The following is a 23,039-nucleotide window of genomic DNA, read 5'->3' on the forward strand; positions in this document are numbered from 1 at the left end:
CGCCTGGGTGCCAGGCACACTCAGTTCAAGGCGTTCCAGGCAGCGACATAAGCCTGGGCACGGCTCGCCACCTGATCGACCGTCATGCCAGGCTTGAACAGCCCGGAGCCCAAGCCAAAACCCTTGGCCCCGGCATCGACGAAGACCTGCATGTTGTCCGGGGTTATCCCGCCTACCGGCAGCAACACCGTGCCGGCCGGCAACACCGCCAGCCAGGCCTTGATCACTGCCGGGCCCATTTGCTCGGCCGGGAACAGCTTCAGCACATCGGCACCTTCGGCCAGGGCGGCAAAGGCTTCGGTCGGTGTCGCAACACCGGGCGACAGGTACAGGCCCGCGGCTTTCGCGGCACGCAACACCTTGGCATCGCTGTGCGGCATGACGATGACCTGGCCACCGGCCGCCTTCACCTGCCCGACCTGTTCCGGCGTCAGCACGGTGCCGGCCCCGATCAGGCAATCGGCGGGCAAGGTCTCACGCAAGATGCGGATGCTGGTGTAGGGATCGGGTGAGTTGAGCGGCACTTCGATCACCCGGAACCCGGCCTGGTACAACACTTGGCCGACAGCTGCGGCCTCATCCGGGCGCAGGCCCCGCAGGATTGCGATCAAACCGTTGTGTGTGAGTGCTTGCTTGAGCATGTCAGGCCTCGATTGCAGGTTGAGTGAGCCCGGCGGCCAGCGCCAATTGCCAGAGGCCGCGCTCGGTCGCTTCTTGCGCGAGGCTGACTTGGCTGAAACCACACAGGGCGAGGGCGCGTTGATAACGGGCGCAGAGGGCGCTGGTGCCTACCAAAATGATCGGCGTGTTGCGGGCACGGTTGGGCAAGCCGGCCAGTTCATGGCCGATCAGCAAGCCGGAGAGGTAATCCGGCTGCTGCTCGGGGGCCAGTTCGGCGGTCAGTCCCAGGGTGCGCGCGCTGAATAGCGTCGACAGCACACCGCGCTGGCCATCCTGTGACAGCGCCACACGCACGCCTCGATCAAAGGCGTCGGCCTGGAACTGCCCGGCAATCTTTTGCGTACGTCCGAGAATGCTGTGCTTGCTCAACACCGCGAACAGCTCACCGGTCATGAACGTGTCGAAGTGGGTGATGCAGCCGTCGACCACCTCGACCCACTTGGAATGGCTGCCGGGCAAGCCGATCAATAACTCACCGCTGGCCGGCAGGTTTTGCAGCACGCCGAGCACCTGGGTTTCTTCGCCGCGCATCACGTTGGGCAAACCGACCTGCTCAATCACGCCGGGCACGATATGCACATCGACACCGCGCAGGCTGCGCACCTTGTGCAGCGCCTGGCCCAGGCTGGAGACGTCGACAGGCGTATTGCGATAGGCCGCTTCGCTCCAACCCTGGGCGCTGCCGACCATGCCGCAGGCAATCACCGGCAGATCGGGCTGGGCGTCGAGCCAGTCGCCGCAGGCCGCATCGAAGGCCAGTTCAAAACCGTTGCTGCTGTGAACACCGGCAATCAGCCGCGGTTCACTGGGTAAATGCATGATCCCCGACGCCAGCGAACGCTGTTCGAGGACCTGGCCACCAGAGCCGAGTTTGTAGGCACGAAGGGAACTGGTTCCCCAATCGAGCGCGATCAATTGCGCCGGCATCGCTTCACCTGAAATGTTGCAGAGGGCCGACTATAAACCTAAGGCCAGGAATATCTCAATATATAAATATCAATCCCATATAGTGGAACAACACAAAGAAAATCCCCACGCCATCGTGCTTTTCATCGCACATGAACGTGGGGATTCGCTGACAGAAACGGCTTAAAAAATCGACAGATCCAAGGGCCGCATCGCGCCCATCCAGATCGCGTAGTCGGTGTGGTCCTTCAGGTCATCACCGGTATCGGGGTGCAAGAACACCACCAGCCCGTTGCGATTGAGCGCCAGCCACGGCAGCGCCACGCCGATGTATTGGGGATCGAACGCCAGCTGGCAGCTCCAGTCCGGATGCGGGCCCACCGGACGCTCATGCATGCGCCCCATGCGCACCGGGAAGATGGCCGCCGCGCTTTCACAAAGCTTGCGCGCCTGGTCGATCGTGCTGGCGTCGAAGTAGATGTGGGCGTGATAGCCCTTGATACGTTGCATGACTGGCTCCGGGCTCGTTGATCGGCCGATCCTAGACCGCAATCGACGGCAGGGCCAGCCCGGCCAGCGATTGCGCGCTGCTGGCCTGCTCGGCCACCAGCCAGTCGACAAACCGCTCGATCAACTGTCCGCGCCGCTTACGCTGGGGCAATACCACGTAATACCCAAAGCGCGAGATCACCGTGTCGCCAATCGGGCGGCACAGCCACTTTTGCTCCAACAGGTTATCCACCAGGTGGCGCCAGCCGATGGCCACGCCCTGGCCGGCAATCGCCGCCTGGATCAGCAGCGTGTAATTGTCGAAGCGCAGCGGCCCCGGGGTCGGCGCGGCGCTGATCCCCAGTTCGCGAAATACGCCGCTCCAGTCGAACCACTGACTGTTGTTCTCCTGGCGCAGGTGCAGCAACGGCAACGCTTGCAGGCTCTGCAACGACAACGGCGCGGTGCGGCCCTTGAGCAGTTGCGGGCTGCACACCGGAAACACTTCTTCGTTGAACAGCCACTGGCTGTCGCCCTGCTTGAAGCGACCGTCACCAAACAGCACCGCCACGTCGATATCGCTGCGCAAGGTCGCGTGATTGCGCTCGCTGGTGACCAGGCTCACATCCACCTGCGGGTTGGCTTCGTGAAAGCGATGCAGGCGCGGCATCAACCAATAGGCGGCGAAGGCAAAGTCGGTGGCCACTTGCAGCACTTCGTGCTGATCCTGTTGGGTGATCGTGCTCAGGCCCGTGTTGATGCTCTGCAAGCCGGCCTGGACGTGTTCGAACAGCAACACGCCTGCATCCGTCAATTCGATGCCTCGGTAGATACGGTCAAACAGACGCACCGCCAGTTGTTCCTCCAGGCGCTTGATCTGCTGGCTGACGGCCGGCTGGGTGGTGCCCAACTCCATCGCCGCCGCCGTGAAGCTGCGATGGCGGGAGGCGGCTTCAAAGGCCCGCAGCAGGTCCAGCGACAGGTTTCCCAGGGTTTCATACATAAGCGGCACTTATCCTAGACATTGCTTTTCATGGGCTTTACCACGTTTTCCATGGCCCGCATGCTCAATCGCATAAACATTGACTATGGAATGCTGCGAAACCATGAAGCGCAAGAACATTCTTTTCATCATGGCCGATCAAATGGCCGCGCCGTTGCTGCCCTTCTACGGTCCTTCGCCGATCAAGCTGCCGAACCTGAGCCGCCTCGCCGCCGAAGGCGTGGTGTTCGATGCCGCGTACTGCAACAGCCCACTGTGTGCGCCGTCGCGTTTTACCCTGGTCAGCGGCCAGTTGCCGAGCAAGATCGGTGCCTACGACAATGCGGCGGATTTCCCCGCCGATGTACCGACCTACGCCCACTACCTGCGTCGCCTCGGCTATCGCACGGCGCTGTCGGGCAAGATGCATTTCTGCGGGCCGGACCAGCTGCACGGCTATGAAGAGCGCCTCACCAGCGATATCTACCCCGCCGACTATGGCTGGGCGGTGAACTGGGACGAGCCGGATGTGCGCCCCACCTGGTATCACAACATGTCGTCGGTGCTGCAAGCCGGCCCGTGCGTGCGCACCAACCAGCTGGATTTCGACGAAGAGGTGGTGTTCAAGGCCCAGCAGTACCTGTTCGACCATATTCGCGAGGACGGCGACCAGCCGTTCTGCCTTACAGTTTCCATGACTCATCCCCACGACCCGTACACCATTCCCAAGCCGTTCTGGGATCTGTACGACGATGACGACATCCCGATGCCTACAACGCCGGCCCAGGCGGACCTGGACCCGCATTCCCAGCGCCTGCTCAAAGTCTACGACCTGTGGGACAAACCGCTGCCTGTGGATAAGATCCGCGATGCGCGGCGTGCCTACTTCGGGGCATGCAGCTATATCGACAGCAACGTCGGCAAACTCTTGCAAACCCTGCAGGACACTGGCCTGGCGGAAGACACCATCATTGTGTTCTCCGGCGACCACGGCGACATGCTCGGCGAACGCGGGCTCTGGTACAAAATGCACTGGTTTGAAATGGCCGCGCGGGTGCCGCTGCTGGTCAGTGCGCCGGGGCAATTTTCGGCCGGGCGGGTGAGTGCGGCCGTGTCCACCGCCGACCTGTTGCCGACCCTGGTGGAACTGGCCGGCGGCGAACTGGACGCCCACCTGCCCCTGGACGGCCGCTCGCTGGTCCCGCACTTGCTGGGGCAGGGCGGGCATGACGAAGTGTTCGGCGAATACATGGCCGAAGGCACCATCGGGCCGCTGATGATGATTCGCCGGGGCGCCTACAAATTCATCTACAGCGAGGATGATCCGTGCCTGCTGTTCGATGTGCATAACGACCCGCGTGAACAGGAAGAACTCAGCCAGTCAGCACAGCATCGCCCTCTGTTTGAGGCGTTCCTGGCTGAAGCACGGGCCAAATGGGACATCCCGGCGATCCACCAGCAGGTGCTCGCCAGCCAACGCCGCCGTCGCCTGGTCAGCCAGGCGCTGGCGGTGGGCAAACTCAAGAGCTGGGACCACCAGCCACTGGTCGACGCCAGCCAGCAATACATGCGCAACCACATCGACCTCGATGATCTGGAGCGCAAGGCACGTTATCCACAACCCTGCCAAAACCAATAAAACCAATGAGGGGAAGGCCATGCAAAAGTTATCCACAGCCGTGAGTGCCGTACTGTTGTTAAGTGCTACCCAGGTGTATGCCGACGCCCATTGCGAGACGGTGAAGATGGCCGATCCGGGTTGGAGCGACATTGCCGCCACCAATGCCATTACCGGCTTTTTATTGAACGGCATGGGTTACAAGGCCAAGGTCGACACCCTGGCGGTGCCGATTACCTTTGGTGGGCTCAAGGACGGCCAGGTGGATGTGTTTATGGGCAACTGGATGCCGGCGCAGCAGGGTTTCTACGACAAGTTCGTGGCCAATGGCGATGTGGTGCAACTGGCCAAGAACCTCGAAGGCACAGAGTTCACCCTCGCGGTGCCGGACTATGTGTGGGAAGCCGGAGTGCATGACTTTGCCGACCTGAGTAAATTTGCCGACAAGTTCGACAAGAAGATCTATGGCATTGGCTCCGGCGCGCCGGCCAATCTCTCGCTGCACGAAATCATCAAGAAAAACGACTTTGAGCTGGGGCAGTGGAAACTGATCGAGTCCAGCGAACAGGCGATGCTCGCCGAAGTCTCCCGGGCGGTGAAGCGCGAGCGCTTCGTCACCTTCCTCGGCTGGACACCGCACCCAATGAACGTGCAACTGAAGATGCGTTACCTCAAGGGCGGGGAAAAATACTTCGGCGACACCGGCAGCGTGTACACCCTGACGCGCAAAGGTTATGCACAGGCCTGCCCGAATGTGGCCAGACTGCTGACCAACCTTAAATTTACCCAGGACATGGAGAACAGCATCATGGCCGAGGTGGTGAACAACAAGGTCAGCAATAGCGAAGCGGCGAAGGCGTGGATCAAGGCCAACCCGGCGGTATTGGACACGTGGCTGGAGGGGGTTCAAACCCTCGATGGCCAGGACGCATTGGCGGCGGTCAAAGCCAAACTCTAAAACCCATCCCCTGTAGGGGCCGGCTTGCCGGCGAAGCACTCGAAAACGCCGCGTTTTTTCAGACAACCCGCGTTATCGTTACCCATCTTCGCGAGCAAGCTCGCTCCTACAGTATTTCGAGCGATCCATGTCCCGGCCCCACACTCTGCTCCCATTCCTGCGCTGGCTACCACGCCAGACCCGCGCCAGCGTCAGCCGGGATGCGCTGGTCGGCCTCAGCGGCGCGGTGCTGGCCTTGCCGCAATCGATCGCCTATGCCCTGATCGCCGGCCTGCCTCCCGAATACGGCCTGTATGCAGCGATCATCCCGGTGCTGATTGCCTGCCTGTGGGGCTCGTCCTGGCATCTGATCTGCGGCCCGACGGCAGCGATTTCCATTGTGCTCTACGCCAGTATCAGTCCGCTGGCGGTGCCCGGCTCCCAGGACTACATCACCCTGATCCTGCTGCTGACGTTTCTGGCCGGGGTCTTCCAATGGCTATTGGGCATGCTGCGCTTTGGCGCATTGGTCAATTTCGTCTCCCATTCCGTCGTGCTCGGCTTCACCCTCGGCGCTGCGGTGGTCATTGCCCTGGGCCAATTACCCAACCTGATGGGGCTGGACCTGCCCAGCCAGGGCACGGCGTTCAACAGCCTGCTGGCGTTGATCGACCACGGCGGCGAGTGGGATCGCCCCTCACTGGCCCTTGGGCTCGGCACCTTGCTGGTGGGCGTGCTGCTCAAATACTGGGCGCCGCGCTGGCCGAGCCTGCTGATTGCGCTGGTCCTGGGCAGCCTGGCGGCGTGGTTGTGGCCGGCGATGTTCGGGCATGTGGCGCGGGTCAGTGCGTTTGTCGGCCAACTGCCGCCGTTCAGCCCATTGCCGCTGGATGTGGACATGATCCTGCGCCTGCTGCCCAGTGCCGTGGCGGTGGGCATGCTGGGGCTGGTGACCAGCCTGTCGATTGCCCGCTCGCTGTCGGCGCGTTCGCAGCAATTGCTCGACGCCAATCAGGAAGTGCGTGCCCAAGGCTTATCCAACATCGTCGGCGGATTTTTCTCGGGCTACCTGTCGGCCGGTTCCTTCACCCGCTCGGGCCTGAGTTATGAGGCGGGCGCCTGTTCGCCGCTGGCGGGGGTATTTTCGGCATTGTGGGTCGCGCTGTTTGCGCTGTTCGGCGCGACGTTGATTGCGCACATTCCAATCCCGAGCATGGCCGCCAGCATCCTGTTGATCTGCTGGGGCCTGGTGGATCATCGCGGCATCCGCGCGTTGTGGCGGGTCAGCCGGGCAGAGTGTGTGGTGATGGGCCTGACCTGCCTGGCCACGCTGCTGCTGGAGTTGCAAACGGCGATCTATGCCGGGGTGCTGGCGTCGCTGTTTTTCTACCTCAAGCGGACGTCGCAGCCGCGGGTCCAGCAGTTGCGTGACGGTGAAGACGATGTGTTGCGGGTCGGCGGCTCGATTTTCTTTGGCGCCAGCCATTACCTGCAAGTGCGCTTGCAGCGCCTGCAAGGCCAGCGGGTGGTGATCGAGGCGCAGCAGATCAACTTTATCGACTATTCCGGGGTGGAGATGCTGCACCAGGAAGCACGCCGGTTGCGCGGGTTGGGGCGTAGCCTGACGTTGCGCCGGGCGCGGCCGCAGGTGGTCGAGGAGTTGAAGAAACTGGAAGGGGCCGACAAGTGCCCGATCCATTTCGAAGACTGACACGGTCAAACACTGTAGGAGCTGGCTTGCCTGCTATAGGGGTGTATCAGTTGGCACATCCGGCGCTGACCCACCGCTATCGCAGGCAAGCCAGCTCCCACATTAGAATTAGTTAGCCGCCAGTAGTTTGCGCAGTTCAGCCAGCACCGGCGCCGAATCCGGCCGCACGCCACGCCACAGGTAGAAGGCTTCCGCCGCCTGCTCCACCAGCATGCCCAAGCCGTCCATCGCCACCACGGCGCCGTGCCCTGTGGCCCAGCGGCAGAATGCGGTCGGCTCCTTGGCGTACATCATGTCGTAGCAAAAGGTCTTGCCTGGTTCGATCAAGCTACTGGCAATCGGCGGTACATCGCCTGACAGACTGGCCGAGGTGGCATTGATGATCAGGTCCACCGGCTCACTCAGCCAATCAAAACCGCTGGCGGACACCGGCCCCAAGTCGTCGAACAGCTCGGCCAGCAGCTCGGCTTTTTCCACGGTGCGGTTGGCGATGATCAGCGAAGCGGGTTGTTGCGCCAGCAGTGGCTCCAGTGCTCCGCGCACCGCGCCACCGGCGCCGAGCAGCAGGATGCGCTTGCCCGCCAGGCTCAGGCCGGCATTGACGGTCAGGTCGCGTACCAGGCCGGCGCCATCGGTGTTATCGCCCAACAGGCTGCCATCGGCCAGCTTGCTCAGGGTGTTCACCGCGCCGGCACGCTGGGCGCGCTCGGTCAGGGCATTGGCCAGGCGATAGGCTTCTTCCTTGAACGGTACGGTGACGTTGGCGCCGCGCCCTTGCTGGAAAAATTCGCGAGCGCAGCCGGTGAAATCCTCCAGTGGCGCCAGCAACGTGTTGTAGTCCAACGCCTCACCGGTCTGCTCGGCAAACAGGCGATGAATCAGCGGCGACTTGCTGTGACCGATGGGGTTGCCGAACACCACATAACGATCCATCAGCTGGCCACCTGGGGCGCAGCAAGGCCGAGCCAGTCACGGTCTTGCAGGAAGTAGTCGGTCAGGCGGGCTTCTTCGCTGCCGGCGGTAGCCTTCCAGTCATAGCTCCAGCGCACTTGCGGTGGCAGCGACATCAGGATCGACTCGGTACGCCCACCCGACTGCAGGCCAAACAGCGTGCCACGGTCGTAGACCAGGTTGAATTCCACATAGCGACCCCGGCGGAACTCCTGGAACTGGCGCTGTTCCTCGGTGTAGGCCATCGCTTGACGGCGCTGGACGATCGGCAGGTAGGCGTCGATGTAGGCATCGCCAATGGCACGTATGAAGGCGAAGCAGGTGTCGAAGTCCCATTCGTTCAAGTCATCGAAGAACAGGCCGCCGATACCACGGGGCTCGTTGCGATGCTTGATGTGGAAGTAGCTGTCGCACCAGGCCTTGTAGCGTGGGTAAACGTCTGCACCGAACGGCGCGCAGGCCTGCTCGGCCACGCGGTGCCAGTGGATGCAGTCCTCTTCGTTGCCGTAGTAGGGCGTCAGGTCGAAGCCACCACCGAACCACCACACCGGTTCTTCACCTTCCTTCTCGGCGATGAAAAATCGCACATTGGCGTGGGACGTCGGCACATGTGGGTTATGCGGGTGGATCACCAGCGATACGCCGAGGGCTTCAAAACCGCGTCCGGCGAGTTCCGGGCGGTGGGCGCTAGCGGACGGTGGCAGACCGCTGCCGAACACGTGGGAAAAGTTGACGCCGCCTTTCTCGATCACCGCGCCATTTTCGATCACACGGGTGCGACCGCCGCCACCGGCAGGCCGGGTCCAGGCGTCTTCGATAAAGCGGGTATGCGTCTCGAAGGTTTCTAGGGCGCTGCAAATGCGGTCTTGCAGGTCGAGCAGGTAGGCTTTTACAGCCTCGGTGCGGGTAGTCATGGCATCACCTTGAATCGGGCAAAGCTACGCGAGGCCATTGGGCGTCGGCGGCAAAGGGGCGCACAGGATACCACCGCGCCGGGCGCTGCCACAGTTGACGAAGATCAAGCATAGGAGTCCGATAGGAGCCCTTCACGAAATTGACTTGAGGACAGAGCAGATGGCCAGACGTATCCAGTTCAGCGCCCACGGCGGCCCCGAAGTACTTGAGTATGTGGACTACACGCCGGCAGAACCGGGCCCGCAACAGGTCCGTGTGCGCAACAAGGCCATTGGCCTGAATTTTATCGACACCTATTACCGCAGCGGCCTGTATGCACCACCGGCCTTGCCCTCGGGCCTGGGCGCCGAAGGTGCTGGCGTGGTGGATGCGGTGGGCAGCGAAGTCACGCAGTTCAAGGTCGGCGACCGCGTGGCCTACGGCAGCGGCCCACTGGGTGCCTATAGCGAACTGCATGTGCTACCCGCGGCCAACCTGGTGCATCTGCCAGACGCGATCAGCTTCGAACAGGCCGCTGGCGCCATGCTCAAGGGCCTGACGGTGCAATACCTGTTGCGCCAGACCTATGAACTCAAAGGCGGTGAAACCATTCTGTTCCACGCCGCTGCCGGTGGCGTCGGCTCCCTGGCCTGCCAATGGGCCAAGGCCCTGGGCGTGAAGCTGATCGGCACGGTCAGTTCGCCGGAAAAAGCCGCCTTGGCCAAATCCCTCGGCGCCTGGGAAACCATCGACTACAGCCATGAAAATGTCCCACAGCGCGTGCTGGAGCTGACCGACGGCAAGAAGTGCCCGGTGGTGTATGACGGCGTGGGCAAGGACACCTGGCTCGCCTCACTGGACAGCGTCGCGCCCCGTGGCCTGCTGGTGAGTTTCGGCAATGCGTCGGGCGCGGTGGACGGGGTTAACCTGGGGATTCTGGCGGCGAAAGGCTCGCTGTACGTGACCCGGCCGACGCTGGCGACCTACGCCAACAATCCGCAGAACCTGCAGGCCATGGCCGATGACCTGTTTGCCATGATCGAAAGTGGCAAGGTGCGGATTGATATCAACCAGCGTTATTCGTTGGCAGAGGCGGCGAAGGCGCAGGTGGAGTTGTCGGGGCGGCGGACCACTGGGTCGACCATTCTCTTGCCATAAGATCTCGGTTGTTTGGCAGACCGCTCCCACATTCGCCCGATTTCCAACATGGGAATGCGCTCGAATGTGGGAGCGGGCTTGCCCGCGATGGCTGCACCGCGGTCTCAAGACGGGCGCCGCACCTCGCCCGTTGCCAGATCCCGAATCAAACTCGGGTTCTTGCGCCCACCCAGGCTGCCACCCAACACCAGATCCACCTGACCACGGAAATACTGCTCCACCCGGATCCGCGAACGCGCCGCCGGTCGGCCTTGTGGGTTGGCAGAGGTGGAAATCAGCGGCCCCACCAGCGAGCACAAATCGCGCACCAGCGGATGATCACTGACCCGCAATGCCACCGTGTCATGCACACCGGTAATCCATTCAGGCAATAAGTCCTGGTGAGGCACCAGCCAGGTATTGGGCCCAGGCCAGGTACTGGCCATGCGGTCGATCCAGGTGTCCGGGAAGTCTTCGAACAGAAAGTCGAATTGCCGGATATTGTCAGCGATCAGGATCAAGCCCTTGTCCACCGAGCGACCCTTGATCGCCAGCAAACGATCCACCGCGTCCTCGTTCCACGGATCGCAGCCCAGGCCCCACACGGCCTCGGTCGGATAGGCAATCACCGCGCCTGCGCGAATCTCTCGTGCGGCTTGTTGCACACGCCACCTGTTGACCATTACTTACTCTCCGGACTAAAGCTCTGCGCAGTTTACCGATCTTCGTTACAAAACCTAACTGCGCGCAAACCAGCGACCACTTTCGCAGATCACCCGGCCCGCAAGCTCCAGTTCGGTGAGGCTCGCCAACACCTGGGACAAGGTCTGGCCACTGGCAATGGCCAAGCCTTCGCTGGTCTGGGGCGCGGCGTGCAACAGCGCCACCAGCGGATGGGTTACCGCCATTGGCGCAGGCCGCGATAACGCCTGCCAACCGCGCAAGCCTTCAAGGATGTGTTCGATGGTTTCCACCAGCACTGCGCCATCGCGGATCAATTGATGGCAGCCTCTGGCGCCGGGATGATGAATCGACCCCGGTATTGCATACACCTCGCGCCCCTGTTCGGCAGCCAGCCGTGCGGTGATCAGCGAACCACTGGCAACACTGGCCTCTACCACCAGCACGCCCAGGGACAGGCCACTGATAATGCGGTTGCGCCGTGGGAAGTTGCCGGCCTGGGGACCGGCGTCCAGTGGGAACTCGGAAACCACCGCGCTGCCCTGGGCAATCATCGCCTCGGCAAGCCGTCGGTGACGCTGTGGATAAAAATTTTCCAGGCCAGTGCCCAACACCCCGATTGTCTGACCACCGACATCTAATGCCGCTTGGTGGGCCGCCCCATCAATGCCCAGGGCCAGGCCGCTGGTGATGACAAAACCGGCACTCGCCAGGCTGCGGGAAAAGGCCGCCGCCGTATCCATTCCGGGCCTGGACGCACGTCGGCTGCCAACCATGGCCAACTGCGGTTTTTCCAGGATGGCAGGGGTTCCGGCCACGAATAACAACGGTGGCGCGTCGTCCAACTCGGCCAGCAACGCCGGGTAGTCGGGCTGGTCCCACATCAGCAAATGTTGGGCCGGACGCTCTAGCCAGGCCAATGCAACGCTGGCGCCATCGCGCACTTGCGCACTGCGCCGGGCCTCGGCGCAGGCTGCCGGCAACCCCAGCGAACGCCAGGCACTGGCTGGGGCGCCGATGGCTTTCGAGGCGCAGCCAAAGGCTTCGATCAATGTTTTGAAACGCCTGGGACCCAGCTCCGGCATGCGGTGCAAACGCAGGCGGGCTTCGAGCTCGGCAGGGGAAATATCCGGGGTCTGGATTACTGACATATGATCATCCTTGATCAGGAACAAGCTGTGGATAACTCTGTTGGTAACTTCTTTAGCAGGCTAATTATTGCAACTGGTTATTGCCGCCCAACCTGGCGGCACGTTTTGAAGACGAGTAGCGATTTCCTCACGGGGGCAATCTCCTTTATTATGTGCGTTCGCGTGAAATGCCTTGGCCTTCGCGGCTTGCGAGCGTTTCACACCGGCCATGCGGGTTGTACCCCGACGCCGATTTGCCTTTACCTCACATGTGCAGCAATTACGCTTATGGCTATTTTGAACATCCTCGAATTCCCGGACTCGCGCCTGCGCACTATCGCCAAACCGGTGGCCGTAGTGGACGACAAGGTTCGTCAGTTGGTCGATGACATGTTTGAAACAATGTATGAAGCCCCGGGCATCGGCCTTGCCGCGACCCAGGTCAACGTGCACCTGCGCGTGGTGGTCATGGACCTGTCCGAAGACCGCAGCGAACCGATGGTGTACATCAACCCCGAGTTCGAGCCGTTGACCGAAGAGATGGGCGAGTACCAGGAAGGTTGCCTGTCGGTGCCGGAGTTCTACGAGAACGTCGAACGCCCGCTGCGCGTCAAGATCAAGGCCCTGGACCGCGACGGCAAGCCATTCGAGCTGATTGCCGAAGGCCTGCTGGCGGTGTGTATCCAGCATGAGTGTGACCACCTCAACGGCAAGCTGTTTGTCGATTACCTGTCCACGCTCAAACGCGACCGGATCAAGAAGAAACTGGAAAAGAAGCATCGCCAGCAAGCTTGATTCCCTTCTTTCAAAGGCTTGCTCCGGCAAGCCTTTTTCTTTTGTGAGACGTTTCCCATGACCGAGCCACTGCGCATCGTTTTTGCCGGCACCCCCGAATTTGCCGCCGAACACCTCAAGGCCCTGCTTGCCAGCCCTTATGAAATCGTCGCGGTGTACACCCAGCCGGATCGGCCGGCCGGCCGTGGGCAAAAACTGATGCCCAGCCCGGTCAAGCAACTGGCCTTGGAGAACGGCATTACCGTGCTGCAGCCGCCGACACTGCGTAATGCAGAGGCCCAGGCTGAACTGGCCGCGCTGAAGCCTGACTTGCTGGTAGTGGTGGCGTACGGCCTGATCCTGCCGCAAGCGGTGCTGGATATTCCACGCCTGGGCTGCATCAACAGCCACGCCTCGCTGCTGCCACGCTGGCGCGGCGCCGCACCGATCCAACGTGCGGTGCAAGCCGGTGACGCCGAAAGCGGCGTGACGGTAATGCGCATGGAGGCCGGCCTGGACACGGGCCCGATGCTGCTTAAAGTCACCACGCCAATCACGGCTCAAGACACCGGCGGCAGCCTGCATGACCGCCTGGCCGAGATGGGCCCGCCTGCGGTGATCCAGGCGATTGCCGGCCTCGCTGCCGGCACCTTGGAAGGCCAAGTGCAGGACGACAGCCTCGCCACCTACGCCCACAAGCTGAACAAGGACGAAGCGCGCATCGACTGGCGCCGCCCGGCCGTTGAGCTGGAGCGCCTGGTACGTGCCTTCAACCCGTGGCCGATCTGCCACAGCACCCTCAATGGCGAAGCGCTGAAAGTCCTCGCCGCCAACCTGGCCGAAGGCCATGGCGCGCCCGGTGAAATCATCGGTGCCAGCAAGGATGGCCTGCTGGTAGCGTGCGGGGAGCAGGCCTTGTGTCTGACCCGTCTGCAATTGCCTGGCGGCAAGGCGCTGAACTTCAGCGATTTGCTCAACAGCCGTCGTGAGAAATTTGCCCCCGGCATCATCCTTGGAGTGGACGCTTGATGAACCCGCGTTTGGCCGCCGCCAAGGCCCTGGCCGCCGTGCTCAATGGCAAGGCTTCCCTGAACAGTTCGCTGCCGGTGCAACTGGATAAAGTCGAAGACCGTGATCGCGGTTTCACCCAGGACCTGGCATTTGGCACCGCGCGTTGGCAGCCGCGTTTGTCGGCCCTGGCCGCCAAGTTGCTGCAAAAGCCGTTCAAGGCCGCCGATGCCGACGTCGAGGCGTTGCTGCTGGTGGGGCTTTACCAACTGCTCTACAGCCGCGTGCCGGCCCACGCCGCCATCGGTGAAACCGTGGGCTGCGCCGACAAGCTGAAAAAGCCCTGGGCCAAGGCCCTGCTCAACGCTGTGTTACGCCGCGCCCAGCGTGAAAGCGAAGCCCTGCTGGCCGAACTGGAGCACGACCCGGTAGTGCGCACCGCGCACCCACGCTGGCTGCAAAAATCCCTCAAGGCGTTCTGGCCAGAGCAGTGGGAAGCCATCTGCGCTGCCAACAACGCCCACCCGCCAATGATTCTGCGGGTCAATCGCCGCCACAACAGCCGCGATACCTATCTCACGCTGCTGGTAAATGCCGGCATCAATGCCAGCACCTGTGTGTACAGCCAGGACGGTATCGTGCTCGAAACGGCAGGTGATGTACGCAGCCTGCCAGGCTTTGCCGAAGGCTGGATAAGCGTGCAGGACGAAGCCGCGCAACTGGCCGCCGACCTGCTCGACCTGGCGCCGGGCCAACGGGTGCTGGACGCCTGCTGCGCGCCTGGCGGCAAGACCTGCCACATCATGGAAGTCCAGCCGGGCCTGGCCGGCGTGGTTGCCGTGGATCTGGAAGCCAAGCGCCTGGTGCGTGTGCGCGAAAACCTCGCACGCCTGGGCCTGGAAGCCGAGTTGATTGCCGCCGACGGTCGCGACACCGCCACCTGGTGGGATGGCAAACCGTTCCAGCGCATCCTGCTCGACGCACCGTGCTCTGCCACCGGCGTGATCCGCCGCCACCCGGATATCAAACTGACCCGCCAACCCGATGACATCGCCGCCCTGGCCGTACTGCAAGGCGAGTTGCTGGACGCGTTGTGGCCGACGCTGGAAGTCGGTGGCATCCTGCTCTACGCCACCTGTTCGACGTTGCCGACCGAGAACACCGAGGTGATCCAAGCCTTCCTCGCCCGCACCAGCGGCGCACGGGAGTTGGACATCGCCACCACAGCCGGCATCAAGCAGCCCCATGGCCGCCAGTTGCTGGCGCAGGAAGGCGGGCACGATGGCTTCTATTACGCCAAGCTGATCAAGATTGCCGCTGCACGCGGTTGAATGGTTTTTAAGGGAGTGAACGGATGAAGATCATCATCCTCGGAGCAGGGCAGGTTGGCGGCACGCTGGCCGAGCACTTGGCCGGTGAAGCCAACGACATTACCGTGGTCGACACCGATGCCGAACGCCTGCGAAGCCTGGGCGATCGCCTGGATATCCGTACGGTGCAGGGGCGGGCCTCGTTTCCGACCGTATTGCGCCAGGCCGGCGCCGATGACGCCGACATGCTGGTGGCGGTAACCAACAGCGACGAGACCAACATGGTCGCCTGCCAGGTCGCCCATACACTGTTCCACACCCCGACCAAGATCGCCCGGGTGCGTGAAGCGGCCTACCTGACCCGCGCCGGCCTGTTCGACAACGACGCGATTCCGGTAGACGTGCTGATCAGCCCGGAGCAAGTGGTCACTCACTACATCAAGCGCCTGATCGAAATCCCCGGCGCGCTACAGGTGATCGATTTCGCCGAAGGCAAGGCGCAACTGGTCGCGGTCAAGGCTTACTACGGCGGCCCGCTGGTCGGCCAGCAATTGCGCCAACTGCGCGAACACATGCCCAACGTAGATACCCGCGTGGCCGCGATTTTCCGCCGCGACCGGCCGATCCTGCCCCAGGGCGACACGGTGATCGAAGCCGACGACGAAGTATTCTTCATCGCCGCCAAGGCCAATATTCGTGCAGTGATGAGTGAAATGCGCCGGCTCGACGAGAGCTACAAGCGCATCGTCATCGCGGGCGGCGGGCAGATTGGCGAGCGCCTGGCCGAGGCCATCGAAAGCCGCTACCAGGTGAAGATCATCGAGATGAACCCTGCACGCTGCCGCTATCTGTCCGATACCCTCGACAGCACCGTGGTCCTGCAAGGCAGCGCCTCGGACCGCGACCTGCTGATGGAAGAAAACATCGCCGACGCCGATATCTTCCTGGCCCTGACCAACGACGACGAAGCCAACATCATGTCGTCGCTGCTGGCCAAGCGGCTGGGGGCCAAGAAAGTGATGACCATCATCAACAACCCGGCCTATGTGGACCTGATCCAGGGCGGTGACATCGACATCGCCATCAGCCCGCAATTGGCGACCATCGGCACCTTGCTGGCCCACGTGCGGCGCGGCGATATCGTCAGCGTGCACTCACTGCGCCGAGGCGCGGCGGAAGCCATCGAAGCGATTGCCCATGGCGACTCGAAGTCGAGCAAGGTGATCGGCCGGGCGATTCGCGATATCGGCTTGCCACCGGGCACCACCATTGGCGCGATCATTCGGGATGAAGAAGTGATCATCGCCCATGACGACACGGTAATCGCCACAGGGGACCATGTGATTCTGTTCCTGGTGGATAAGAAACATATCCGCGATGTGGAGAAGCTGTTCCACGTGGGGTTGAGCTTCTTCTGATCAAACGGAGTGATTGAAATGCTCGAATCCCTGGAAAAAATGCTCGCCAAGGGTGTGGATAACTCACTGCTGCGCTTTGGTTTGGGCAAGGGTTACCTGGACCTGAAAGACAACGCCAAAGCGGCTGAGCATTTGCAAAAATGCGTCGAGTTCGATCCGAAGTATTCGGCGGCGTGGAAGCTGTTGGGCAAGGCGCATGCGGGTTTGGGTGATAACGCTGCGGCGCGGCTGGCGTGGGAGCAGGGGATTGCAGCGGCCCTGGCCCATGGCGACAAGCAGGCCGAAAAAGAGATGACGGTGTTCCTGAAAAAACTCGATCGCCTGGCTTAACCAAAATCAAAATGTGGGAGCGGGCTTGCTCGCTCCCACATTGGTTTTGTGTCGACCTTGAATCAGTACCAGCGCGCCTCGCCCGGCGGGCGTTTCTTGAAGCGTTTCATGCTCCACATGTACTGGCTCGGGTACGCCCCGACATAACGTTCCACCACCTTGCTCATCGCCGCGCAGGACGTGGCCGTGTCGGTGCTGTACATATCTTCCGGCGCCGCTTCCAGGATCACTTTGTAGCCCGAGCCATCCGGCAGCCGCAGGGCATGCAGGAACACACCCACCGCCTTATGACCCGCGAGCATGTTCGGCACGAATTTGCTGGTCAGCGCCTGGGTGGCAAAGAACGGTACGAAGATTCCGGCCGACTCTGCCGGTTCCGGGTCAGCGGGGATCCCCACCTGGCCGCCCTTGCGGACTTCCTTGATCACACTGAGGATGCCTTCCTTGGTGGACGCCGCCACACGGTTGCCCAATTGCACACGCTGTTTGCGCAACAGTTCGTCCACCGCCTTGAGCTTGGGCGGACGATAGAAAATGATCGGTTTGCACTGGCTGCAATAGAAGTGGTTCAACACTTCCCAGTTGCCCAGGTGACTGGTGATGCCCACCACACCTTTGCCCGAAGCCAACGCCTCATGCAGGACCTCCAGGCCTTCGACTTCGCGCACCAGGTCGATGGAGCGCTGGGCCGGCCAGATCCAGGCGCAGGCACTTTCGGTCAGGGACTTACCGATATCCATCAGGCTCTGGCCCACCAGGCGCTCGCGCTCGGCCGGGTCCATGTCCGGGAAACACTTGGAGAGGTTGATCCGTACCGTGTCGCGGGAACGGTTGGGGGTTTTCCACATGATCCAGCCGATGGCCGTGCCCACCGCCTGGACAGCGCGCCAGGGCAGCAAGGCAAACAACCGAAGAGCGCCTACCAGCAAGGCGCCTTTTAACTTTTCCACAGGTCACTCCTGATGTTGTGCGGTGCGCAAAGGGCGCCATTCTACCCGGCGTTGACCAAGTCCGCGTAACGGTCGCAGTCCTGAGTGTGGTCCATGACCATGCCCGAGGCCTGCATGAACGCGTAGCAGATGGTCGGCCCGACGAACGTGAAGCCGGCTTTCTTGAGGGCTTTGCTCATGGCCTCGGCCTGTGGCGTAATCGCCGGGACTTCGCTGCGGTCCTTGAAATGGTTGACCTTGGGCACGCCGCCGACAAACGACCAGAGCAACCCCACCGGGTCCTCTAGCGCCAGCCAGGCCGCGGCATTGCGCCGGGTGGCGTTGAGCTTGAGACGGTTGCGCACGATGCCCGGATCGAGCATCAATGCTTCGATCTCGGCGTCAGTCAGTTGCGCCAGACGCTGTGCATCAAAACCAAACAAGACCTTCCGATAATGCTCGCGTTTGCGTAAAACGGTGATCCAGGACAGGCCTGCCTGGAACCCTTCGAGCAAAAGCAGTTCAAACAAACCCTGCGCATCGCGCAGCGGCGTTCCCCACTCCTGATCGTGATAAGCCATGTACAGCGGATCTTCAGAACACCAAAAGCAGCGTGGCATAAGGCTCCAGGGAGTGGTGGCAGGGCCGAATCGGGTATACTGCCGCCCTTTAAATCGCAGCCCAAGTAACAGGTGAATTTTGTGAGCCAGCCTACGCCAGCCGTGCGTACCTTCCAAGACTTGATCCTCGCCCTCCAGCAATACTGGGCCGAGCAAGGTTGTGTGGTACTTCAGCCCTACGATATGGAAGTAGGCGCCGGCACTTTCCACACCGCAACATTCCTGCGGGCCATCGGCCCGGAAACCTGGAACGCCGCTTATGTGCAGCCCAGTCGTCGCCCGACTGACGGCCGCTACGGCGAAAACCCCAACCGCCTGCAGCACTACTATCAGTTCCAGGTCGTCCTCAAGCCGAACCCGGACAACTTCCAGGAGTTGTACCTGGGCTCGTTGAAGCATGTCGGCCTGGACCCGCTGGTCCACGACATCCGTTTCGTCGAAGACAACTGGGAGTCGCCAACCCTGGGCGCCTGGGGCCTGGGCTGGGAAGTCTGGCTCAATGGCATGGAAGTGACGCAGTTCACTTACTTCCAGCAAGCCGGTGGCATCGAGTGCTACCCGGTAACCGGCGAGATCACCTACGGCCTTGAGCGCCTGGCCATGTACCTGCAAGGCGTGGATTCGGTCTACGACCTGGTGTGGGCTGACGGCCCGTTCGGCAAAGTGACCTACGGCGATGTGTTCCACCAGAACGAAGTGGAGCAATCGACCTACAACTTCGAACACGCCAACGTCGAGAAGCTGTTCGAACTGTTCGACTTCTATGAAAGCGAAGCCAAGCGCCTGATCGAACTCGACCAGCCGCTGCCGTTGCCAAGCTATGAAATGGTGTTGAAGGCGTCCCATACCTTCAACCTGCTGGACGCCCGCCGTGCCATCTCGGTAACCGCGCGCCAGCAATACATCCTGCGTGTACGCACCCTGGCGCGTGCCGTCGCCCAAGCCTACCTGCTGGCTCGCGCCAAGCTGGGCTTCCCGATGGCCACCCCGGATTTGCGTGATGAAGTGTTGGCTAAGCTGGAGGCTGCACAATGAGTGCTCAAGATTTCCTGGTTGAACTGGGCACCGAAGAGCTGCCACCCAAGGCCCTGAACACCCTGGCCGATGCATTTTTGGCCGGTATCGAAAAAGGTCTGCTGGCTGCAGGCCTGACGTTTGAAGCCAAGAAGGTCTACGCCGCGCCACGTCGTCTGGCGGTGTTGCTGACCGCGCTGCAAACCCAGCAGCCGGACCGCAGCATCAACCTCGACGGCCCGCCACGCCAGGCTGCCTTCGATGCCGACGGCAACCCGACCCAGGCCGCCCTGGGTTTTGCCAAGAAGTGTGGTGTAGAGCTGAGCGAGATCGACCAGAGCGGCCCGAAACTGCGTTTCAGCCAGGTCATCACCGGCAAGCCGACCGCCAGCCTGCTGCCGACCATCGTTGAAGACTCGCTGAACGACCTGCCGATTCCCAAGCGCATGCGCTGGGGTGCGCGCAAAGAAGAATTCGTACGCCCGACCCAATGGCTGGTGATGCTGCTCGGTGATGACGTCATCGATTGCACCATCCTCGCCCAGAAGGCCGGCCGCGATTCCCGTGGTCATCGCTTCCACCATCCGCACAGCGTGCGTATCAGCGCACCCGCCAACTACCTCAATGACCTGCGCGCTGCCTATGTGCTGGCCGATGCCAACGAGCGTCGCGAGCTGATCAGCAAGCGCACCGAAGAGCTGGCCCGCCTGCAGGAAGGCACCGCCATCGTGCCGCCAAGCCTGCTCGACGAAGTGACCGCGCTGGTCGAGTGGCCTGTGCCGCTGGTGTGCTCGTTTGAAGAGCGCTTCCTCGATGTACCGCAAGAAGCCCTGATCACCACCATGCAGGACAACCAGAAGTACTTCTGCCTGCTGGACGTGGATGGCAAGTTGCTGCCGCGCTTTATCACCGTGGCCAACATCGAAAGCAAGGACCCGCAGCAGATCATCGCCGGTAACGAAAAAGTCGTGCGCCCGCGCCTGACCGACGCCGAGTTCTTCTTCAAGCAAGACAAGAAGCAAAAGCTCGAAGACTTCAACCTGCGCCTGCAGAACGTGGTGTTCCAGGAGAAGCTGGGCAGCGTCTACGACAAGGCTGTGCGGGTTTCCAAGCTGGCGGCCTACATCGCGCCACGCATTGGCGGCGATGCTGCCCTGGCCGCGCGCGCCGGCCTGCTGTGCAAATGCGACCTGGCCACCGAGATGGTCGGCGAGTTCCCGGAAATGCAAGGCGTTGCCGGTTACTACTACGCGCTCAATGACGGCGAGCCTGAAGACGTCGCCCTGGCCTTGAACGAGCAGTACATGCCACGTGGTGCCGGTGCCGAGCTGCCAAGCACCCTCACCGGTGCGGCCGTAGCCATCGCCGACAAGCTGGACACCCTGGTCGGTATCTTCGGTATCGGCATGTTGCCTACCGGCAGCAAAGACCCGTATGCCCTGCGCCGTGCGGCCCTGGGCGTGCTGCGCATCCTGATCGACAAGAAACTGGACCTCGACCTGACCCAGGCCGTGGTGTTCGCGGTTGGCCAGTTCGGTGGCAAGGTCAAGCAAGCCGGTTTGGCCGAGCAAGTGCTGGAGTTCGTGTTCGACCGCCTGCGTGCGCGCTACGAAGACGAAGGCGTGGACGTTTCCGTCTACCTGTCGGTACGTGCCCTGCAACCGGGTTCGGCGCTGGACTTCGACCAACGCGTACAAGCCGTACAAGCGTTCCGCAAGTTGCCGGAAGCCGATGCCCTGGCCGCCGTGAACAAGCGTGTGTCGAACCTGCTGAGCAAGGCCGACAACGCCGGTTCTGTCGAGGTCGACCCTGGCCTGTTTGCCGATGCCAAGGAGTTCTCGCTGAACTCGGCTATTGCCAAGGCAGAGAACGCAGTGAAACCGCTGATCGCCGAACGCAACTACGCCGAAGCCCTGGCGCGCCTGGCCACCTTGCGTGAGCCGGTGGATGCGTTCTTCGAAGCGGTGATGATCAATGCCGAAGATGCTGGCGTGCGCAAAAACCGCTACGCCATGTTGGCGCGCCTGCGCGGCTTGTTCGTCAACATCGCTGACATTTCGACGCTGAGCTGATCATGTTGAAACTGCTGATTCTCGATCGGGACGGGGTGATCAACTATGACTCCGACGCTTACATCAAGTCGGTGGAGGAGTGGATCCCGCTGCCCGGCTCGATCGAGGCCATCGCGCAGTTGAGCAAGGCCGGCTGGACGGTAGCCATTGCTACCAACCAGTCCGGCATCGCTCGCGGCTACTACGACATCGCCACCCTGGACGCCATGCACGCGCGCCTGCGCACGTTGGTGGCAGAGCAGGGCGGTGAGGTGGGGCTGGTTGTGTACTGCCCCCATGGACCGGACGAGGGCTGCGATTGCCGCAAACCCAAGCCTGGCATGTTGAAAATCATTTCAGAACATTACAAGGTGCCCCTGGCTGGGATATGGTTCGTCGGGGACAGTCTCGGTGACCTGGAGGCGGCCAAAGCCGTCGACTCTCAGCCAGTTTTGGTAAAAACCGGAAAAGGCGAAAAGACCCAGGCGAAAAACCTGCCGGTAGGCACCTTGATTTTTGACGATCTGGCGGCGGTTGCCGCAGAACTTATCAACAACTAGTCGCCCTCGACTTCCTGACCAAGGACTGTTCGGGAGTGCACTTTTAACAGGCGGGCGTTGTCCCGCAACGGTAAATGCTGCCATGTCGATTTTGCAGGCCATCAGAACCTTCTTCTTTTACCTGCTACTGGGCACCAGTTCGTTTCTCTGGTGCACCCTGAGCTTTTTTATTGCGCCCTTTTTGCCATTCAAGGCGCGCTATCGCTTTATCAACGTCTATTGGTGCCGCTGCGCGTTGTGGCTGTCCAAGGTGTTCCTGGGTATTCGTTTCGAGGTCAAGGGCGCCGAGAATGTCCCGGACCAGCCGTGCGTGATCCTGTCGAACCACCAGAGCACCTGGGAAACCTTTTTCCTTTCTGCCTACTTCTCGCCCCTGAGCCAGGTGCTCAAGCGTGAGTTGCTGTTCGTACCGTTCTTTGGCTGGGCCATGGCCATGTTGCGCCCGATTGCTATCGACCGGGACAACCCCAAGGCCGCACTCAAGCATGTGGCGAAGAAGGGTGACGAGTTGCTCAAGGACGGTGTTTGGGTACTGATCTTCCCTGAAGGCACCCGCGTGCCCTTTGGCACTGTAGGCAAGTTCTCACGAGGTGGTACGGCATTGGCCGTCAACGCCAACCTGCCGGTGCTGCCGATTGCTCACAATGCTGGCAAGTTCTGGCCCAAGGAAGGCTGGGCCAAGCGTAAAGGCACCATCACCGTGGTGATCGGCGAGCCGATGTATGCCGAAGGGGAAGGACCGCGTGCAATTGCAGCGCTCAATGACCGCGCGGCGGCCTGGAATGAAGCGCAACAGCGGGCCATGGGTTCGCTGCCGCCACTACCGGTTGCAGAAGACCAGGCAGTGATCTGACGTTCTGTGGATAACCTGTGTACGGTTTGTTGGCGAAATGCAGTTTTTAGCTTGT

At 61.7% G+C, this 23,039-nt stretch carries 23 protein-coding genes; 13 read left to right on the forward strand and 10 right to left on the reverse strand.

Annotated elements, in window-relative coordinates:
• Positions 1-20: 20 nt before the first annotated feature.
• The 4 genes from H097_RS02725 to H097_RS02740 form a co-directional block, all read right to left on the reverse strand.
• On the reverse strand, positions 21-641 hold the full coding sequence (locus H097_RS02725; RefSeq protein ID WP_032857123.1) for a 2-dehydro-3-deoxy-6-phosphogalactonate aldolase: 621 nt from the start codon (positions 639-641) through the stop codon (positions 21-23).
• Between the two features lies 1 nt (position 642).
• On the reverse strand, positions 643-1,608 hold the full coding sequence (locus H097_RS02730; protein WP_032857124.1) for a 2-dehydro-3-deoxygalactonokinase: 966 nt from the start codon (positions 1,606-1,608) through the stop codon (positions 643-645).
• A gap of 162 nt (positions 1,609-1,770) precedes the next feature.
• Positions 1,771-2,097: a DOPA 4,5-dioxygenase family protein gene (locus tag H097_RS02735; RefSeq protein WP_032857125.1), complete on the reverse strand. Its 327-nt coding sequence runs from the start codon at positions 2,095-2,097 to the stop codon at positions 1,771-1,773.
• Between the two features lie 31 nt (positions 2,098-2,128).
• Positions 2,129-3,079: a LysR family transcriptional regulator gene (locus tag H097_RS02740; RefSeq protein WP_032857126.1), complete on the reverse strand. Its 951-nt coding sequence runs from the start codon at positions 3,077-3,079 to the stop codon at positions 2,129-2,131.
• Positions 3,080-3,182: 103 nt separating this feature from the next.
• Between H097_RS02740 and betC the strand changes: the two genes are divergently transcribed.
• The 3 genes from betC (at position 3,183) to H097_RS02755 (ending at position 7,324) form a co-directional block, all read left to right on the forward strand.
• Positions 3,183-4,697 carry a choline-sulfatase gene (gene betC / locus H097_RS02745; protein ID WP_032857127.1) on the forward strand — a complete coding sequence of 505 codons (1,515 nt, stop codon included), beginning with the start codon at positions 3,183-3,185 and terminating at the stop codon, positions 4,695-4,697.
• 19 nt (positions 4,698-4,716) lie between these two features.
• Entirely contained in the window at positions 4,717-5,634 is a 918-nt protein-coding gene (gene choX / locus H097_RS02750) for a choline ABC transporter substrate-binding protein (RefSeq protein ID WP_032857128.1), read from the forward strand.
• Positions 5,635-5,761: 127 nt separating this feature from the next.
• Positions 5,762-7,324: a SulP family inorganic anion transporter gene (locus tag H097_RS02755; protein WP_032857129.1), complete on the forward strand. Its 1,563-nt coding sequence runs from the start codon at positions 5,762-5,764 to the stop codon at positions 7,322-7,324.
• A gap of 108 nt (positions 7,325-7,432) precedes the next feature.
• On the opposite strand, the gene aroE is transcribed toward H097_RS02755, so the two are convergent.
• On the reverse strand, positions 7,433-8,257 hold the full coding sequence (gene aroE / locus H097_RS02760; RefSeq protein ID WP_032857130.1) for a shikimate dehydrogenase: 825 nt from the start codon (positions 8,255-8,257) through the stop codon (positions 7,433-7,435).
• Positions 8,257-9,189 carry an oxygen-dependent coproporphyrinogen oxidase gene (gene hemF, locus H097_RS02765; protein ID WP_032857131.1) on the reverse strand — a complete coding sequence of 311 codons (933 nt, stop codon included), beginning with the start codon at positions 9,187-9,189 and terminating at the stop codon, positions 8,257-8,259. Before hemF ends, aroE begins: the two co-directional genes overlap by 1 nt.
• Positions 9,190-9,349: 160 nt before the next feature.
• Here hemF and H097_RS02770 point away from each other — a divergent pair, with 160 nt between their 5' ends.
• Complete coding sequence (locus H097_RS02770; RefSeq protein WP_032857132.1) at positions 9,350-10,327, forward strand: NADPH:quinone reductase; 978 nt, start codon at positions 9,350-9,352, stop codon at positions 10,325-10,327.
• A 104-nt stretch (positions 10,328-10,431) separates the two neighbouring features.
• Here the strand turns inward: H097_RS02770 and H097_RS02775 are convergent, their stop codons facing one another.
• Together H097_RS02775 and dprA are read right to left on the reverse strand one after the other, a co-directional pair.
• Complete coding sequence (locus H097_RS02775) at positions 10,432-10,989, reverse strand: L-threonylcarbamoyladenylate synthase (protein ID WP_032857133.1); 558 nt, start codon at positions 10,987-10,989, stop codon at positions 10,432-10,434.
• Between the two features lie 54 nt (positions 10,990-11,043).
• Entirely contained in the window at positions 11,044-12,138 is a 1,095-nt protein-coding gene (gene dprA / locus H097_RS02780; protein WP_032857134.1) for a DNA-processing protein DprA, read from the reverse strand.
• A gap of 267 nt (positions 12,139-12,405) precedes the next feature.
• On the opposite strand from dprA, the gene def reads away from it, so the two are divergent.
• The 5 genes from def to H097_RS02805 are packed head-to-tail and all read left to right on the forward strand — an operon-like array spanning position 12,406 to position 16,957.
• Complete coding sequence (def, locus tag H097_RS02785) at positions 12,406-12,912, forward strand: peptide deformylase (RefSeq protein WP_032857135.1); 507 nt, start codon at positions 12,406-12,408, stop codon at positions 12,910-12,912.
• A 57-nt stretch (positions 12,913-12,969) separates the two neighbouring features.
• On the forward strand, positions 12,970-13,920 hold the full coding sequence (gene fmt / locus H097_RS02790; RefSeq protein ID WP_032857137.1) for a methionyl-tRNA formyltransferase: 951 nt from the start codon (positions 12,970-12,972) through the stop codon (positions 13,918-13,920).
• Positions 13,920-15,230 (forward strand): 16S rRNA (cytosine(967)-C(5))-methyltransferase RsmB, encoded by a 1,311-nt coding sequence (rsmB, locus tag H097_RS02795; protein ID WP_032857139.1) that lies wholly within the window; start codon positions 13,920-13,922, stop codon positions 15,228-15,230. Before fmt ends, rsmB begins: the two co-directional genes overlap by 1 nt.
• A gap of 23 nt (positions 15,231-15,253) precedes the next feature.
• Positions 15,254-16,627 carry a Trk system potassium transporter TrkA gene (trkA, locus tag H097_RS02800; RefSeq protein ID WP_032857141.1) on the forward strand — a complete coding sequence of 458 codons (1,374 nt, stop codon included), beginning with the start codon at positions 15,254-15,256 and terminating at the stop codon, positions 16,625-16,627.
• 18 nt (positions 16,628-16,645) lie between these two features.
• Entirely contained in the window at positions 16,646-16,957 is a 312-nt protein-coding gene (locus H097_RS02805; protein WP_032857142.1) for a hypothetical protein, read from the forward strand.
• Positions 16,958-17,019: 62 nt separating this feature from the next.
• Here the strand turns inward: H097_RS02805 and H097_RS02810 are convergent, their stop codons facing one another.
• Both H097_RS02810 and tag read right to left on the reverse strand, forming a co-directional pair.
• A complete protein-coding gene (locus H097_RS02810) occupies positions 17,020-17,907 on the reverse strand; it encodes a lysophospholipid acyltransferase (protein ID WP_032857144.1) in 888 nt (295 codons plus the stop codon).
• 41 nt (positions 17,908-17,948) lie between these two features.
• Positions 17,949-18,506, reverse strand: a complete 558-nt coding sequence (gene tag, locus H097_RS02815) for a DNA-3-methyladenine glycosylase I (protein ID WP_032857147.1) — start codon at positions 18,504-18,506, stop codon at positions 17,949-17,951.
• Positions 18,507-18,587: 81 nt separating this feature from the next.
• Between tag and glyQ the strand changes: the two genes are divergently transcribed.
• The 4 genes from glyQ (at position 18,588) to H097_RS02835 (ending at position 22,984) form a co-directional block, all read left to right on the forward strand.
• Positions 18,588-19,541, forward strand: a complete 954-nt coding sequence (gene glyQ, locus H097_RS02820; RefSeq protein WP_032857150.1) for a glycine--tRNA ligase subunit alpha — start codon at positions 18,588-18,590, stop codon at positions 19,539-19,541.
• Positions 19,538-21,592 (forward strand): glycine--tRNA ligase subunit beta, encoded by a 2,055-nt coding sequence (glyS, locus tag H097_RS02825; protein WP_032857153.1) that lies wholly within the window; start codon positions 19,538-19,540, stop codon positions 21,590-21,592. Before glyQ ends, glyS begins: the two co-directional genes overlap by 4 nt.
• Positions 21,592-22,131, forward strand: a complete 540-nt coding sequence (gene gmhB, locus H097_RS02830; RefSeq protein ID WP_169870889.1) for a D-glycero-beta-D-manno-heptose 1,7-bisphosphate 7-phosphatase — start codon at positions 21,592-21,594, stop codon at positions 22,129-22,131. Before glyS ends, gmhB begins: the two co-directional genes overlap by 1 nt.
• Positions 22,132-22,213: 82 nt before the next feature.
• Positions 22,214-22,984: a lysophospholipid acyltransferase family protein gene (locus H097_RS02835; protein ID WP_032857155.1), complete on the forward strand. Its 771-nt coding sequence runs from the start codon at positions 22,214-22,216 to the stop codon at positions 22,982-22,984.
• Positions 22,985-23,039 lie beyond the last annotated feature (55 nt).

The organism is Pseudomonas sp. FH4 (assembly GCF_000510915.2).
GTDB classification, from domain to species: domain Bacteria; phylum Pseudomonadota; class Gammaproteobacteria; order Pseudomonadales; family Pseudomonadaceae; genus Aquipseudomonas; species Aquipseudomonas brenneri.